Source organism: Kribbella monticola, assembly GCF_003261635.1.
GTDB classification, from domain to species: Bacteria; Actinomycetota; Actinomycetes; order Propionibacteriales; family Kribbellaceae; genus Kribbella; species Kribbella monticola.
The window spans coordinates 337,532-352,110 of record NZ_QFXK01000039.1 but is presented as its reverse complement, the minus strand read 5'-3'; the positions used below and the strand labels follow the sequence as shown (position 1 = coordinate 352,110).

At 68.3% G+C, this 14,579-nt stretch carries 12 protein-coding genes; 8 read left to right on the top strand and 4 right to left on the bottom strand.

All coding sequences use genetic code 11. From position 1 onward, the window contains the following. Window positions 1–2: 2 nt before the first annotated feature. Genes DIZ26_RS33070 through DIZ26_RS33060 form a run of 3 tightly spaced genes read left to right on the top strand, consistent with a single transcriptional unit; the run spans window position 3 to window position 6,308 of the window. Window positions 3–3,824, top strand: a complete 3,822-nt coding sequence (locus DIZ26_RS33070) for a hypothetical protein (protein WP_112248476.1) — start codon at window positions 3–5, stop codon at window positions 3,822–3,824. A 4-nt stretch (window positions 3,825–3,828) separates the two neighbouring features. Continuing rightward, window positions 3,829–5,442 carry an alkaline phosphatase D family protein gene (locus DIZ26_RS33065; RefSeq protein WP_112248475.1) on the top strand — a complete coding sequence of 538 codons (1,614 nt, stop codon included), beginning with the start codon at window positions 3,829–3,831 and terminating at the stop codon, window positions 5,440–5,442. Next, entirely contained in the window at window positions 5,442–6,308 is an 867-nt protein-coding gene (locus DIZ26_RS33060) for a discoidin domain-containing protein (protein ID WP_157979884.1), read from the top strand. Before DIZ26_RS33065 ends, DIZ26_RS33060 begins: the two co-directional genes overlap by 1 nt. Here DIZ26_RS33060 and DIZ26_RS33055 read toward each other — a convergent pair. The 4 genes from DIZ26_RS33055 to DIZ26_RS33040 all read right to left on the bottom strand — a co-directional run bounded on the left by DIZ26_RS33055 (window position 6,305) and on the right by DIZ26_RS33040 (window position 9,759). Beyond that, the gene (locus DIZ26_RS33055; protein ID WP_112248473.1) at window positions 6,305–7,744 is read right to left on the bottom strand and encodes a glycoside hydrolase family 43 protein; all 1,440 of its coding nucleotides are present in this window, start codon (window positions 7,742–7,744) and stop codon (window positions 6,305–6,307) included. The two genes, DIZ26_RS33060 and DIZ26_RS33055, sit on opposite strands and share 4 nt — an antisense overlap. Window positions 7,745–7,812: 68 nt before the next feature. Beyond that, window positions 7,813–8,343 (bottom strand): hypothetical protein, encoded by a 531-nt coding sequence (locus DIZ26_RS33050; RefSeq protein ID WP_157979883.1) that lies wholly within the window; start codon window positions 8,341–8,343, stop codon window positions 7,813–7,815. A 64-nt stretch (window positions 8,344–8,407) separates the two neighbouring features. After that, window positions 8,408–9,112 carry a phosphatase PAP2 family protein gene (locus DIZ26_RS33045; RefSeq protein WP_112248471.1) on the bottom strand — a complete coding sequence of 235 codons (705 nt, stop codon included), beginning with the start codon at window positions 9,110–9,112 and terminating at the stop codon, window positions 8,408–8,410. Continuing rightward, a complete protein-coding gene (locus tag DIZ26_RS33040; protein WP_112248470.1) occupies window positions 9,049–9,759 on the bottom strand; it encodes a phosphatase PAP2 family protein in 711 nt (236 codons plus the stop codon). The genes DIZ26_RS33045 and DIZ26_RS33040 overlap by 64 nt, the downstream gene beginning before the upstream one ends. Window positions 9,760–9,962: 203 nt before the next feature. Between DIZ26_RS33040 and DIZ26_RS33035 the strand changes: the two genes are divergently transcribed. The 5 genes from DIZ26_RS33035 to DIZ26_RS33015 all read left to right on the top strand — a co-directional run bounded on the left by DIZ26_RS33035 (window position 9,963) and on the right by DIZ26_RS33015 (window position 14,546). Next, a complete protein-coding gene (locus DIZ26_RS33035; RefSeq protein WP_112248469.1) occupies window positions 9,963–10,196 on the top strand; it encodes a hypothetical protein in 234 nt (77 codons plus the stop codon). A gap of 86 nt (window positions 10,197–10,282) precedes the next feature. Next, window positions 10,283–11,680, top strand: coding sequence for an FGGY-family carbohydrate kinase (locus DIZ26_RS33030; protein ID WP_112248468.1), 1,398 nt, complete (start codon window positions 10,283–10,285; stop codon window positions 11,678–11,680). After that, window positions 11,677–12,297 carry a histidine phosphatase family protein gene (locus tag DIZ26_RS33025; RefSeq protein WP_112248467.1) on the top strand — a complete coding sequence of 207 codons (621 nt, stop codon included), beginning with the start codon at window positions 11,677–11,679 and terminating at the stop codon, window positions 12,295–12,297. The genes DIZ26_RS33030 and DIZ26_RS33025 overlap by 4 nt, the downstream gene beginning before the upstream one ends. Beyond that, window positions 12,294–13,094 carry a DeoR/GlpR family DNA-binding transcription regulator gene (locus DIZ26_RS33020; protein WP_112248466.1) on the top strand — a complete coding sequence of 267 codons (801 nt, stop codon included), beginning with the start codon at window positions 12,294–12,296 and terminating at the stop codon, window positions 13,092–13,094. Before DIZ26_RS33025 ends, DIZ26_RS33020 begins: the two co-directional genes overlap by 4 nt. Before the next feature lie 9 nt (window positions 13,095–13,103). Beyond that, window positions 13,104–14,546: an FGGY-family carbohydrate kinase gene (locus DIZ26_RS33015; RefSeq protein WP_112248465.1), complete on the top strand. Its 1,443-nt coding sequence runs from the start codon at window positions 13,104–13,106 to the stop codon at window positions 14,544–14,546. The last annotated feature ends 33 nt before the right edge of the window (window positions 14,547–14,579 follow it).

The window sequence follows — 14,579 nt, the reverse complement described above, 5'->3', positions numbered from 1 at the left end:
CAGTGCCCCTCCCCGACCGCCTGGCAGCGGCTCTCACCGATCCGCCCAGGTCCTTCTCACCCGTACCCATCTGGTGGTGGAGCGGCGAGCCGCTGGACCCGGCCAGGTTGCGCTGGCAACTCGAGCGCTTCGTCGAGGGCGGTGTCTACCAACTGGTCGTGCTCAATCTGGCTCCGGCCGGATCCGACCACGGTTGCGATGCCGACGATCCACCGTTCCTGTCCGAAGCCTGGTGGGACATCTTCCTCGGCGTCTGCGCCGATGCCGAGGAGCTCGGTGTTTCGCTCTGGTTCTACGACCAACTCGGCTTCTCCGGCGCCGACCTGCAGGCGAAGCTGGTGGCGGGCCGTGCGGCGTACGCCGGGCGTCGATTGCAGCGGGCAACGATCGAGGGGACCGGGCGACTCGTTGCCCACTGCCCAGCAGGTGGGCGGCCGATCGCGGCGGTGCTCGAGCCGCTGGATGGGGGCGCAGGGCAACCAGTAACGACGCCGGGCGACGGCGCTGAGTGCGAGGCGCCGACGGAATCCCGGCTTTCCTTGTTCTACGAGACGGATCACGGCTTCGACTACCTGAGCCCCGAAGCCTGTACTGCGTTGCTCGACCAGGTGCACGGAGAATTCGCGCGTCGGCTCGGCGCCAAGCTCGGCAAGGTGGTGGTGGGTTCCTTCCAGGATGAGCTTCCCTCGATGCCCACCTGGTCGGCCGACTTCGCCGAGCAATTCGCCGGCAGATACAGCTACGACCTGCGAGAGAACCTCGGCGCCTTGTGGGGCGGCGCGTCACCGGATGCGGCCCGGGTGCGGCGCGACTATCACGCACTCCGGGCTGCGTTGGCCGAGGAGGCGTTCTTCAAGCCCCTGTACGAGTGGCACGAGCGCTATGGACTGATGATCGGCTGCGACCAGCAAGACCCTGCCCGGGCCGGCCGTCCTGTCGAGGGCGTTCAGTTGTACGCCGACTACGCGCGCACCCATCGCTGGTTCAGCGCACCCGGTTCGGATCATCACGGTGACGCGCGGATCCATTCGTCGCTCGCCCATCTCTACGACCGGCCACGGACCTGGATCGAGGCCTTTCACTCCACCGGCTGGGGCGGCACGCTGGAGGAGACGTTCGACTGGTTGCTGCCGTGGCTGCGAACGGGCGCCACCCTCTACAACCCGCACGCGGTCTACTACACGACTCGCGCCGGCTGGTGGGAATGGGCTCCGCCGTCGACCGACTGGCGACAGCCGTACTGGCGGCACCACAAGCACTTCGCCGACACGGTCGCCCGCCTGTGCGCCGTCCTGTCGATGGGCCGCCACGTCTGCGACGTCGCCGTACTGTTCCCCAACGCGACAGCGCAAGCGGACCTGACCATGGACGGGCCGGGAGCTGAGGCGATCAGAGCGCAAGAGATCTATCGCGAATTGATCGGCGATGCGACCTGGTTCGCGCCGGTGCTCGGAGTGCTCGATCAGGCTCGTATCGATGCTGACGTGATCGACGACGACTCGCTGGCTGCTGCCGAGGTGGGTGAAGGGCCGCGGCTGTTCGTTGCCGACGAGCAGTACGCCGCTGTGGTGTTGCCTGCAGCAACGGTCTTGGAAGGTCCGGTCGCTGAGCGGCTCGACGAGTTCGTCGCGGCCGGTGGGCTGCTGGTGGCGGTGGGTGCGTTGCCCGCCCGAAGTGTGGCCGGTGGTGACAAAGCCGTCGCTCTGCTGAGAGAGCGGTTCGCCCGAGGTGAGGCGCACTTGGTGGCAACGGCCGCGGAGGTTCCCGGCGTACTGGCTCGGCTGTCGCGTCGGGTGGAGGCCGAGGTGCCCACGCTGGCTCGCGAGGTGGATGGAGCGCTGGTCGTCTTCGTCACCGCCACCGAGTGGAGCGCGACCCGGGTCGGCGACGGACGGCCGGTCGAGCGGGGGATCAGCCACGACTGGGCCACTGTCGGCTACGACTTCGACCCCGGCCGGTATCTGCGGGAAGTGACCGTGCGGGTTCGCAACGCGCCAGGTGCGCCGATGCTGGCCTCTCCGTTCGGCGACGAGCCGAGGCCGCTTGCCTTCACCGTCGATGGAGACGTGACCGAGGTGGTCGTCCCGTTCGACCGAGGACCGGCGGTACTTCTGGTGTTTGCTGAGGGCAACCAAATCGCATCCCGCCGCACGTCAGCGGCCGCGCAAGAGCAAGTACTCGACGACGACTGGGAAGCCGCGCTGCTGCCGACGCTGGACAACACCTGGGGTGACTTCGCCTGGCCGCCGACCGCGCCGACTCCGGCGATCGAGTCGTCTACCGAAGTCGTGGTGGAGAGATGGGCGCTGCAGCATCGCGTCGACGGCTCCACCGAGTGGACCGACGCGCACGCAACCTTCGGCCCGCACGGCCTGGTCGACGGCGTGCCGGTCGAGTATTCGGAGCGCCTCGGCATCCGTAACGACCCGATCCACAAGGACTCTCTCGGCCCGAAAGGACACGTGCCGGAGGAGTTCCTCGACTTCGGCGTGGTCGCCGCCGGGCAGACCGTCACCTTCCAAGCCAGCTTCGAACTCGACGAGCCGCTCGACAGCACAGTCGTGATCGGCGCTCCCGCCGCCAAGCAACTGATGATCGACGGCACACGTTTGTCGATCGACGACGCGGGCGGCCAGTTCGCCTCGGGCGCCGTGACTCTTTCGGCCGGCCGGCACGAGCTGGCACTCCAGCTCACGGCATCCGAGGAACTGTGGCTTCGCGCCAACCTGGCCTTCGTCCGTGACCCAGCGGCCTACCGCCGCCCCGAGTGGATCGCCCCCGCAGAGCAGCCACCACCCGGTACTGCGATCCGCCTGACGTCCACCGTCGTACCAACCGGCGAAACCGAACTCACATTGACCGCAAGCGGCTCGGCGCGCCTGTTGATCAACGGCACCGAGGTCGGTCGCCAAGGCGGCTTCCTTCCGTACGAGCGCCCCACCCCGCGCGTACGCCGGTACGACGTGGCTGCGGCGCTGCGACCCGGTGAGAACGAGGTGTCGATCGAGCTCGACCGCTCCGCACCGATCCTCGTCGACGGACTCGTCGTCTCCGATCACGACTGGTACTGCGAAATCGCCGGCCAACGGACGAAGGTGATTCGCAAGCGCCAACGGCATCGCGCACTGGCCGACCTGTATCTCCATCGCCGTCCGCATCCGTTGCCCGCGGCATCCTGGCTGGACGGCACGGACGAAGTGGCCGAGCCGATCACCTTCGCGGTACCGCGGACTCAACCACAGCGGACGGAGTACCTGCGGTTCGATCTCCCGCCGGGCACAGTTCGCCTCGAGTTCGATCTAGCGGTCCACGCTGTCGTCACTGTGGACGGAACCGAGGTAGCTGCCGGATCCGGGCGCTTGGTGGCGGAGCTGCCGGCCGGCGCGCGCGGCGGCGAGCTGAAGCTCCAGACCAAGCCCGGTCGCGAGGTGGGTGCAGCGCTCAACGGACCGATCCGCATGACCGTGGGTCCGGGGCGGATCGGCTTGGGCGATTGGGAGGACCTGGGTCTCGCGGAGTACAGCGGGGGCGTCCGCTATCGCCGCCGGATCACCACGGACGGCCCGTTCCAGCTCGACCTCGGCAAGGTTCGCGGTACGGCCGAGGTCTTGCTCGACGGCCGCAGCGCGGGAGTCCGGTTCTGTGCGCCGTACGTCTTCGAGCTTGCTGCTCCCGCCGGCGAGCACACGCTCGACGTCGAGGTCTTCGGCACCGTCGCGCCGTACCTCGACGCGGTCAGCCCGACCCACTTCGTGTTCGCAGGACAGCGGACGTCAGGCCTGTTCGGGCCGGTCCGAGTGAGGCACTTCCGAGAGGAGCCCTGATCAAGTGACCGAAGATCTCAGACCCGCGGTGAGACTGGCGCGACGCCGGTTCCTCACCCTCACCGGCGCCGCCACCGCAGTGGCGTTCGGGACCAACCTGCCCGGAACCGCGGTCGGCAGTGGTGCGACCGGCGGACTCACCGGCAACCCCTTCACGCTCGGCGTCGCCTCCGGTGACCCGCTACCCGACGCGGTGGTGATCTGGACCCGCCTCGCCCCCAAGCCCTTCGAGCCACTCGGCGGCGCACCGTACAAAGAGGTCGGCGTCGACTGGCAGGTTGCGAAGGACGAACACTTCCGCCAAGTCGTGCGAGCAGGCCGGGCCACTGCTCGACCGGAGTACGCGCACAGCGTGCACGTCGACGTACAAGGCCTGCAGCCCGGCCGGCACTACTGGTATCGCTTCCGCGTCGACGGCTACCTCAGCCAGACCGGCCGCACCCGTACTGCGCCCGCGCCCGGCCAGCGAGGTGGTCAGCTGACCCTTGGCGTCAGCTCCTGCCAGGCCTGGACCGACGGCTACTACACAGCCCAAGGGCATCTGGCGTCCGAAGATGTCGACGCCGTCGTTTTTCTCGGCGACTACATCTACGAGTTCGGCATCTCGGCAGCTGGTGGGTTGCGAAACCTGGCCGATCCGGTGCCGGACCAGTTTCGGACCGAGGCGGACACGCTCGACCGGTACCGCCTGCAGTACGCGCTCTACAAGGCGGACCCGAACCTGCAGGCGGCCCACCTCAACACTCCTTGGATCACCACCTGGGACGATCACGAAGTACAGGACAACTACGCCGGGCTCGTCTCCAAGAGCAACGCCCCCGTAGAGGACTTCCTGGTACGCCGGGCGAACGCGTACCGCGCGTACTGGGAACACCTGCCGTTGCGCGGCCCTGCTCCACAAGGGCCGAACTACTTGCTCTACCGCCGGTTCAGCTTCGGGCGGCTGGCCGAGTTGAGCGTGCTGGACACCCGGCAGTACAGGTCGGACCAGGCGTCTGGTGACGGTTGGAAGGCCGACTCCGAGGCCCGGCGCGATCCGGCCCGAGTACTGGCCGGACAGCAGCAGACGCAGTGGTTCCTGGCCGGACTGAACCGCTCGCGTGCGACGTGGAACGTGCTCGCCAACCAGGTGATCATGAGCCGGATGGATCTCGACCCGACCCCGGCGGATCTCTACAACATGGACGCCTGGGACGGCTACGAGGCCGAGCAGAAGGTGATGCTCGACGGACTGGCCGCGAACCGGCACCGCAATCCGGTGGTGCTGACCGGTGACGTGCACGCGGGCTACGCGATGGAGATGAAGCGCGACTTCGCCGATCCGTCCTCGCAGACGTACGGCGTGGAGCTCGTACCGACCTCCTTCAGCAGTGGCGGCAACGGCGTCGACGTGTCGGCGAACGGCGAGAAGTTCCTGGCCGCCAATCCGCATCTCAAGCTGGTCAACGAGAAACGCGGGTACTCCGTCCTCCGCTTCGACGAGAAGGAACTGCGGGTCGACTTACGCGCGGTTCCGTACATCGACCGGCCGGGGGCGCCGATCTCCACCATCCACTCGTTCGTGGTCGAGGCCGGCAACCCGGGCCTGAACACCGTTGCCGGGGAGGCGGTCCGATGATGAGGCTTCGTTCAGGCTGGCGTCCGGCTGCCGTACTGGGCGCCGTCGTCCTGGGGATGGTTGCCGCAGGCATCACCGGTCCGGCTGCGGCCGATCGTTCCGTCCAGCGTGGATTGAGCATCGGGACCGATGTCGCGCAGGTCGCGGTGACACCGGTTCCCTGCGCGAAACAAGGCTTCGAGCTGCGCTTCGGCAACACGGGCACCACCGCCGTGTACGCCGATGCGTTCCTCGACGCGGCCGCTCCGCTCACGCTGTCGCGCAAACTCGTCTCCAGCTATCTGCCGCCGGGCTACACTCTCAAGGTGCCGATCGCGGTCAACGCTCCACGAGGGACCGCGAAAGGCTCCTACTCGATCGAGATCAGAGCAGGAGATCAGAAACTCACGCTGCCCGTGCAGGTAGGGGAGGCGCCGACCGACACCACCGGCAACCTCGCGCGCTATGTGCCGGTGAGTGCGTCCACCGAACACCTGCCGGTGTATCCGGCCTGTGGTGCGGTCGACGGCGATCGTGACTCCGAGCACTGGGCCAAGACCACCGGCTGGAACGACGCGACCAAGGGCAGCTTCCCGGACTGGTTGCAGGTGACCTTCGATCAACCGCAGAGCGTCGGCCGGGTCGACCTCTACACACTGAACTCCAAGCAGTATCCGGCCGCCGGATACGGCCTGAAGGACTGGGACGTGCAGGCCAGGGTCGGTGACGCCTGGCAGACCGTCGCCGAGGTGAGAGGCAACGTGGCGGGTCTGAAGAGTTCCACCTTCACCCCGGTGACGGCCACCGCAGTACGGGTCCTCACGTTGGCGAGCAACGAAGGTCCGACGTACTCACGAATCGTTGAACTGGAGGTCTACGACAACTAGTAGACCTCGATCCGGTCGAGGCTGATGACGGTACTGGACGACGCGGGGTTCTTGTCGCCGGTCACGCGGACCTTCAGGGTGTGCGGGCCGGCCGGCAAGGCCGGGCTGACGTAGACCAGTTGCTCGCCGACGCGGATCGAGCTGTAGTAGTCGACCCGCTGTTCGGGACCGCCGTCGATCGAGAGGCCGGCAATTCCGTTGCCTGTGTCAACGACACTGAGCAGCGCGACCTTGGCGCCGGTGAACCTGATCGTGGCCGACGCGTTCGTCTCGCCGGACCAGTGGTCGTTGCCCCAGAAGCACTGGTTCCCGCAGCCGGATCCGGAGTTCCAGGTGCCGGCGTACTCGACCTGGTTGCTCCCGGTGCCGGCGTCGGTGTCGTTGATCCAGTAGTTGGTCGAGCCCGGGTCTCCGGACGGCAGCGTCTGGGTGGCGCCGGCCGCCAGCGGGCTGCCGAGGTTCGGCGTACCGTCGGCGTTCCAGCTGATCTTCTGCGCCCGGGCGGTGCGGAACGAGTACGTGTAGGTGCTGGTGTTCTTGCCGTGGTACGCGATCCAGTCCTCGGTGCCGTCGGGGGACTTGAAGAAGGAGTGGTGGCCCGGTCCCCAGACGCCGGTCGAGTCGTTGCGGGCGAAGATCGGGCCGGCGTGCTGGACCCAGTTCGCCGCCACCATCGGGTCGGCGCCGTTCGCGATGCTCTTCATCCACAACTGGTAGTCGGGCTTCCCGGTGTCACAGGTCGAGTAGGTCAGGAACGTCCGGCCGTTGTGATACAGCGGAGTAGGACCTTCCCGTACTTCGGGGCAGCCACCGTCCGCCGGGATGGCGACCCGGTTGCCGGTCGCCGTCCAGGCGTTGCTCATCCGGACGATGTAGAGCTGCGCCGGTCCACCCTGGCCGCGACCCGGGCCGGTCCAGACGAAGTACTGCTGGTTGTTGTGCGTGATCGGCTCGCCGTCGATCGCGTACTCGCCGAAGTCGGCGATCTTCGCCTTGAAGTGGTACGGGCCGAGCGGGTCGTTGCCGGACGACTCGAGTACGTACATCCGGTGGTTCGCGTCCACGCCGTCGGAGGCGGTGTAGTAGATGTACCAATGGCTGCCGACGTGCCGGAACGCGGGCGCCCACATCTGCGTGTTGCGGCTGGTGTCCGTGTCGCGCCACACGACCTGCTCGGGCGCCACCAGCAGGGTGGCCAGACTGGCGGACGACCAGATGCCGATGTGGTCACCGGTGGTCGTGGCTACGTAGTACTTGCCGTTGTAGAAGAACAGCGACGGGTCGGCACCGGCGTTGACCGGATTGCGGAAGCTGTGGGCCAAGAGCGCGTTCTCCTGCTTGTCGGGCAACTCGGCGGCCGGCGCCGGACCGGTGTGAACACCGGTCAGCAGTGCAGCGAGGACCGCGATGACCAGGGCGGGGCGGAGGAACCTCATGCCCCGTTCCTACAACGATGGAAGCGGGTCGTAAACCGTTCACACCAGCATCGAATAGTCGGCCCGCGCTACCGCCAGAGCGGATTGGCCGCGAGGAACTTCTCGTTCAGGGCAACCATCGTGGCGGTCAACGCGGCGATCCGCGGCCGGACCACCTCGTCCGCCAGCAGCCCGGTGGCACCGCATTGCTCGAACTCCCGGGAGCTGTCGACGACCAGGGCGAACAGTCCGGTGTTGCTGCGCAGAGTCAACCGCTGCAAGGCGATCCGGTGCGCGGCAACTCCGTTCAGCCGCAACTGCAGCCGCTCTCCCGTCACCAGCGCCGCCCACGCATCGGTCAACGGGACCGACAGCTCTTCGAGCCAGGGCCCGACCGCTGCGGCGAGGAGTTCGCGGTACTCGCTCAGCCAAGGCGAACACGGGCCGCGACCGCCCTCGACGGTGAAGAAAGCGGCGGTCGTCCCGTTCGCCGCGATCGCCCGGACGACCGCCACATTCGCCCGCACGGTGGCGAACTTCGGCGTACCGCTGAACAGGTCGAGAACTCCGCCCGGCCTGTGAAACGTGTTCGGCACAAGAGTGCCCAGATCAGAATCCATGGTCCCCCCACGACGCCGATCGCTCAGTTCAAGGTCCGCCCGCGGGAGGCCGGTGTCAAGGGGGTCACCCAGAGCGGCCGAGCGACTTCGTACCGGCGCCGCGGATCTCCCTTCGCCGACTCGAGGTGTGCCGGTACCAGCCGTACGCGAGCAGCGCGCAGATGGCGCCGTTGAGCACGCCGGCGCTGACGTCGGTGACGTGATGCATCCCGCGATAGAGCCGCGCGAATCCCACCATCATCGGCATCGCCAGACAGAGGATCACGGTGGTCCAGCGCAGCCAGGCGCGCTCGATGCCCAACGCGAGCAGGGCGAACGCGAGGTACAGGCCGGTCGACGCCCCTTCGTGCCCGCTGGGATAGCTGGCCGTCGGCGGTGACTTGTCCAGATGCGGGACCTGTGGGCGGTCGCGGTCCACGACCTTGGCGGCGATCAGGAAGATCAGTCCCTGCATGGCGATGGCTATCGGTGCGACGAAGGCCAGCCGCAGGTCCTTGGTCCGCCACAGCAGCAGGGACGAGACGACGATGCAGACCGCGACCACGCCCGCGGTGTTGCCGATCTGGGACCACACCGCGGTGATCGTGTTCCAGGTACCGTCCCGGTGCGCGGCAAGGTCTTTGTTGACCCCCTCCTCGGCGTGGGAGACGCCGTCGAGGGGTCCTTTGAGCGCGAGCCCGAAGCCGACCAGGATGCCGCCGAGCGCTACGCCGGGTGCGACGGTCCGGGTGAGGAGGTCGCTGCCGTCTTGCCGATGAATCCGATCCATGAAGCGAACATAATGCCCAAACCGAGTACGTGCCCGCCGAGGATGTCGGACGGGAAATGCGCACCGATGAAAAGCCGGTCCAGACCGACGATGACAGACACCACGATCGCCAGCGCGACGGCGATGCGGCGCTGGGTGGCCGACAGCACAGGCCAGAGCAGGAACACCAGTACGCCGGCGGCCAACGTGATGTTCAGGGCGTGCCCGGACGGGAACGAGTAGCCGTGGGCATGCGGGAAGGACTCGTCGTCGACGACCGGCCGGGCGCGCTGGGCCAGCGGCTTGGCGAGGCCTCCGAGTCCCCAGCCGATCATCATCGTGACGAAGGCCCACAGCGCGCGCGCCCGGAGGTCCTTCGACCGCCAGGCCCAGGCGACGACGACGGTCGCCACGACGTACACGATGATCGGCTGGCTGACGAGCTGGATCACCTTCAGGGCAGGTACCAGTCCGTGCCGCACGCTGAATCCGGTCGCGGTCCGGCTGGCCGACTCGTCGGCCCTGACCAGCGGATCGAACTGCTGCCGGACGGCGAAACCGAGCAGCGCCACGGGCAGCGCGAAGAGCACCATCGCCAGGACGCCCCGGAGCAAGCGCAAACTCCGTGTCCGGACGATCGTGGTCGCACCTGCGCGCCGCGTCGCCATCCCCGCTCCTGTACCCACTGGCGCGAACGGGACGCAGATACCTGTCGGTGACTAGGTGATCACTGTCCGGTGAGCTGGTCAACGCGCCGGACGGGCCCATATTCTTTACCAAGATTTAGGCGTGACGTTTCGCGAGTGCCGGTCGTTGACCTGTCAGACAGTTCCTGATCATCGGGGTCCTGGGGGACCCGGGAGGGCCACCCGTGCATCGATTCAACCCACCACCCAGCTGGCCCGAGCCGCCGACCGCCACCTGGCGTCCGCCGCTCGGCTGGGAGCCCGACCCGGAGTGGCCCGACGCACCCGCGGGCTGGGGCTTCTGGATCAACCGGCACGGCCGCAAGGCCAGTGGCCCGATCGGTGCGTACGGCGCCGTCGACGCCGGCCGCCTCGAGCTCGCCACCGCCGATCGCGCCGTGCTGCTGATGCATTCCTGATCGTCCTGCACCACCCTGTTATCGCGCTTTGATGTTATGTTACCAACCGACATAACATCGCTGCGGCGACAACGGGAGGCGCGAGCGTGGGGGAACCGTCCTGGATCGGCGTCGACCTCGGCACCCAGAGCGTGCGCGCGGTCCGCGTCGCCGCGTCCGGGGCCGTGCTCGGCCGGGCGACGCGAGGGCTGAGCAGTTCGCGCCCCGCCGACGATCGCCACGAGCAGGATCCGGCCGACTGGTTCGCCGCCGTCGACGCCACCCTGGCCGAGGTCGCCGACCCCTCGGTCGAGGGCATCGCGATCTGCTCCACCTCCGGCACCGTCCTGCTGACCGACACGGCCGGGCAGCCGATCACGACGGCCTTGATGTACGACGACGCCCGCGCCGCCGCGGAGCTCCCACGCATCGTCGCCGCGGACCCGGCTCGCTGGTCCACCGCGATGCAACCCACCTGGGCCCTCCCCAAGATCCTCTGGCTGACCGACGGTCGGCGTACGGAATGGCGGATCGCGCACAGTGCGGATGCCGTGGCTGCCCAGCTCACCGGGCATCCCGTCGCGACCGATACCAGTCATGCGCTCAAGACCGGCTACGACCTCGTCGCCGGGACCTGGCCGTACGACGCCTTCGACCGCCTCGGCCTGGCGCGCGAATGCTTCCCCGACGTCGTCCTGCCCGGCACCGAACTCGGTCGCGTCTCGGCCGCAAAGGCCCAGGTCACCGGGGTCCCCGAAGGCACTCCCGTGTACGCGGGCATGACCGATGGCTGCGCGGCCCAACTCGCCGCGGGCGCCCTCGCGCCGGGCGCGTGGAACTCCGTCCTCGGCACCACGCTCGTCCTCAAAGGCGTCAGCAAGGACCTGCTCGACGACCCGACCGGCGCGGTCTACTCGCACCGGCACCCCGACGGCGGCTGGCTCCCCGGTGGCGCCTCGAACACCGGCGCCGGCGCGCTCACCGCGTTGCTGCCGGGCGCCGACCTCGATGCCTTCGACCGGCAGGCTCGCGACCTCGGCCCGATCGACGCCGCGATCTATCCGATCACCAAGCGCGGTGAGCGATTCCCCTTCGTCGCACCGGACGCCACCAGCTTCGAGCTCGGCGACTTCCCGGACGACCTGCACCGGTACGCCGGGGTCCTGCAGGGCGTCGCCTTCATCGAGCGGCTCGCCTTCGAGCACCTGGTGAAGCTCGGGGCAGAGCCGGTCGGCTCCGTCTCCCTCACCGGCGGCGCTGTGCGCAGCGGCTACTGGAACCAACTCCGCGCCGACGTCCTCGGCGTACCGGTGGAACTCCCGGCCACTCCGGATCCGGCATACGGGATGGCGATCCTTGCTGCCTCGCGCGAGACCTCGGTGACCGAGACCGCTGCCCGGATGGTCAAGGTGGCGACAGTGCTGGAGCCGCGGCCACGAGGGCGGCTCGAGAACCTGTACGGCGAATTCGTCGCCGAGCTGGATCGCCGGGGGTACCTGGGATGACGCGGACCATCGTCGTACTGGCTCGGCACGGGCGGACCGAGTGGCATCACGGCAACCGGTACACCGGCGCCACGGATCTGCCGATCGACGAGGTCGGCCGGCAGCAGGCGGATCAACTCAAGGACTGGGCGGCGGAGTTCGCACCGGACGCGCTCTGGTCGTCACCGATGCTGCGAGCCCGGCAGACCATCACCCCGACCGCCGAACTCCTCGACCTCGAACCAGTCGTCGACGCACGTCTCCGCGAACTGGACTTCGGTACTGCGGAAGGCCGGATGCTCAGCGAACTGCCTGTCGACGTGGCGAAAGCGTTCGAGCTGGATCCGGTCGGCCGGCACTTTCCCGGCGGGGAGGATCCGGTCGCGGCGGCCGACCGGGTGTACGAGGTGTTCCAGGAGATCGGCACGGCGCACGCCGGCCAGAAGGTGCTCGTGGTCGCGCACAACACGCTGATCCGGCTGCTCACCTGCCGGGTGCTGGGGCTGGAGTTGCGGGACTACCGCAGACTGCTGCCAGCGCTCGGGCCTGCCGCGCTGGTGCGATTCCGCTGGCAACCGGACACAGTGGGCCTGGAGGCGTACAACGTTCCGGCAGTGCGAATGGAGAAGCTGGCATGAGTTCTGATCCCGATGGTGACTCCCCGGAGCTGAGCCGTCCGGCCCGGCGCCAGGCCGAGATCGCGGCGTACGTCGTCAAGCACGGCTCCGTCTCGGCCAACGATCTGGTCGAGGCGTTCGGGGTCAGTGTGATGACCGTGCACCGTGACCTGGACGAGCTGGAACGCCAAGGGGTGGTCCGCAAGTACCGCGGCGGCGTGACGGCGCAGCCGACCAGCGTGTTCGAGAGCAACGTGGCCTACCGGCTGAACACCGCGCAGGCGGAGAAGTCGGCACTGGCCCGGCATGCCCGCGCGATGATCGAGCCGGGGATGTCGGTGATGCTGGACGACTCGACCAGCGCACTCGCGCTGATCGATCTGTTCGAGGACATCACCCCGCTGACCGTGGCGACCAACTTCCTGCCGGCGATCAGCAAACTGAGCCAGCTCCGCGACATCACCCTGCTCGCGCTCGGCGGGATCTATTCGCCGTCGCACGACTCGTTCGGCGGCCTGCCGTGCGCGCAGGCGGTCGAGGCGCTGCACCCGGACTTCTTGTTCTGCAGCGTTTCGGCGGTTTCGCCGACGCACGCCTTCCACCAGGAGCAGGAGATCGTCCTGGTGAAGCAGGCGATGCTGCGGTCCGCACGGACAAAGGTGCTGCTGGTGGACCACGGCAAGCTGCAGCGCACCGCCCTGCACAAACTCGCCCCGCTGACCGATTTCGATCTCGTGGTGGTCGACGAGAAGACCCCGGCCGACCTGGTCGAAGGTCTGCGCGATCACGGCGCCACGGTCGAAGTCGCAGCACTGTAGGAGGCTCGGATGGACGTCGGTGTGGATGTCGGGACGACGGTCACCAAGGCGGTCGTGTTCGACGACGAGGGCCGGCAGGTTGCCGAGGCGTCCCGGCCGACCAGGCTGGTCCGGCCGGGACCGGGACGGTTCGAGCACGACACCGACGAGATCGTTGCCTCAGTCAACGAGGTGTTGCGGGAGCTCGCCTCGTCCGGGGCGGCGCGGCCCGGGGTGCTGGCCATCACTGCTCAGGGTGACGGACTTTGGCTGGTGGATGCGGACGGGCGCCCGGTGCGGCCGGCGATCTCCTGGCTGGACGCGCGGAGCAGTCCGATCCTGGAGCGGTGGACGTCTGAGGGTATTGCCGAGGATGTCTTCCGGCGCTCCGGCAACAGGATGTTCCCAGGTGCTTCCGGCCCGCTGCTGGCCGCAGTACTGGCTGAGGAGCCTGACGTTCTCGGTCGTGCGCAGACGGCGGCGTACTGCAAGGACGTGGTGATGCAGCGGCTCACCGGCGTGCGGGCGACTGATGTCTCCGATGCGTCTGCGCCCTTCCTGGATCCTCGGACCGGGCACTACGACGCCGATGCCTTGGCTGCGTGTGGGTTGGGTGATTGGCAGCATTTGCTGGCTCCCGTGGAGGTCGGGCCGGTGGGGGAGCTACGCGACGCCCGTACTGGTTTGGCCTTGGGGACAAGGGTTTCTTCCGGTCCGTACGATCTTCCTGCGGCTGCTACCGGCGCCGGTGTCACCGAAGTCGGCGACGCGTTGCTGACTGTCGGTACGACGCTCGCCTGTCAGGTGGTCACACAGGAGTTGCCGGTCGATGGCGAGCCCGCCGGGTTGTTCCTGGGGACGTGGACGCCCGGGACCTGGTTGCGGGCGATGCCGGCCATGGTCGGTACGGCGGCGCTCGACCGCGTGCTCGCACTTGTCGGGCTCGGAACCGATCAGTTGGCGGCGCTGCTCGCGGAGAGCCCGGCTGGTGCTCGTGGTGTGACCGTGCTGCCGTATCTGTCCGAGGCGGGCGAGCGCGCGCCGTTCGTGGACACCCGTGCGCGTGGTTCATTCGACGGGATCGACCTTTCCACCACGCAGGCGGATCTGGTCCGGGCGACCTGCGAGGGGATCGCCTACGCCGCTCGGCATTGTCTGGAGGCGGCCGGGTGGTCGGGTCGCGTGACCGTCTGCGGAGGCGGCGCCCGCAGTACCGAATGGACTCAGATCCTTGCGGACGTGCTCAACAGCCCGCTGCACACGACTGAGGCGTCGCAGGTCGCGGCGCGTGGAGCCGTGATCGGCGCCCGGCGCGCTGTGGACCCGGACAGCACGGGATCCGAGTGGATCGCGGAGACCCGGCAACTCGATCCGGACCCGGCCCGTGCCGCCTTCTACGACGAGGGATACGCCCACTACCTGCGGCGGATCGAGCTCGCCCGCCCGCGGTGGGCCGACCCGGCGCCTCGCTGAGACCTCAAGCCCTGCACAGATGAGACCAGGAGT

Excerpts from the sequence above, each read along its gene's own strand:
- DIZ26_RS33060 (WP_157979884.1), top strand. The coding sequence starts at position 5,442 with ATGAGGCTTCGTTCAGGCTGGCGTCCGGCTGCCGTACTGGGCGCCGTC.
- DIZ26_RS33025 (WP_112248467.1), top strand. The coding sequence starts at position 11,677 with ATGACGCGGACCATCGTCGTACTGGCTCGGCACGGGCGGACCGAGTGG.
- DIZ26_RS33050 (WP_157979883.1), bottom strand. The coding sequence starts at position 8,343 with ATGGATTCTGATCTGGGCACTCTTGTGCCGAACACGTTTCACAGGCCG.
- DIZ26_RS33015 (WP_112248465.1), top strand. The coding sequence starts at position 13,104 with ATGGACGTCGGTGTGGATGTCGGGACGACGGTCACCAAGGCGGTCGTG.
- DIZ26_RS33040 (WP_112248470.1), bottom strand. The coding sequence starts at position 9,759 with ATGGCGACGCGGCGCGCAGGTGCGACCACGATCGTCCGGACACGGAGT.
- DIZ26_RS33055 (WP_112248473.1), bottom strand. The coding sequence starts at position 7,744 with ATGAGGTTCCTCCGCCCCGCCCTGGTCATCGCGGTCCTCGCTGCACTG.
- DIZ26_RS33020 (WP_112248466.1), top strand. The coding sequence starts at position 12,294 with ATGAGTTCTGATCCCGATGGTGACTCCCCGGAGCTGAGCCGTCCGGCC.
- DIZ26_RS33045 (WP_112248471.1), bottom strand. The coding sequence starts at position 9,112 with ATGGATCGGATTCATCGGCAAGACGGCAGCGACCTCCTCACCCGGACC.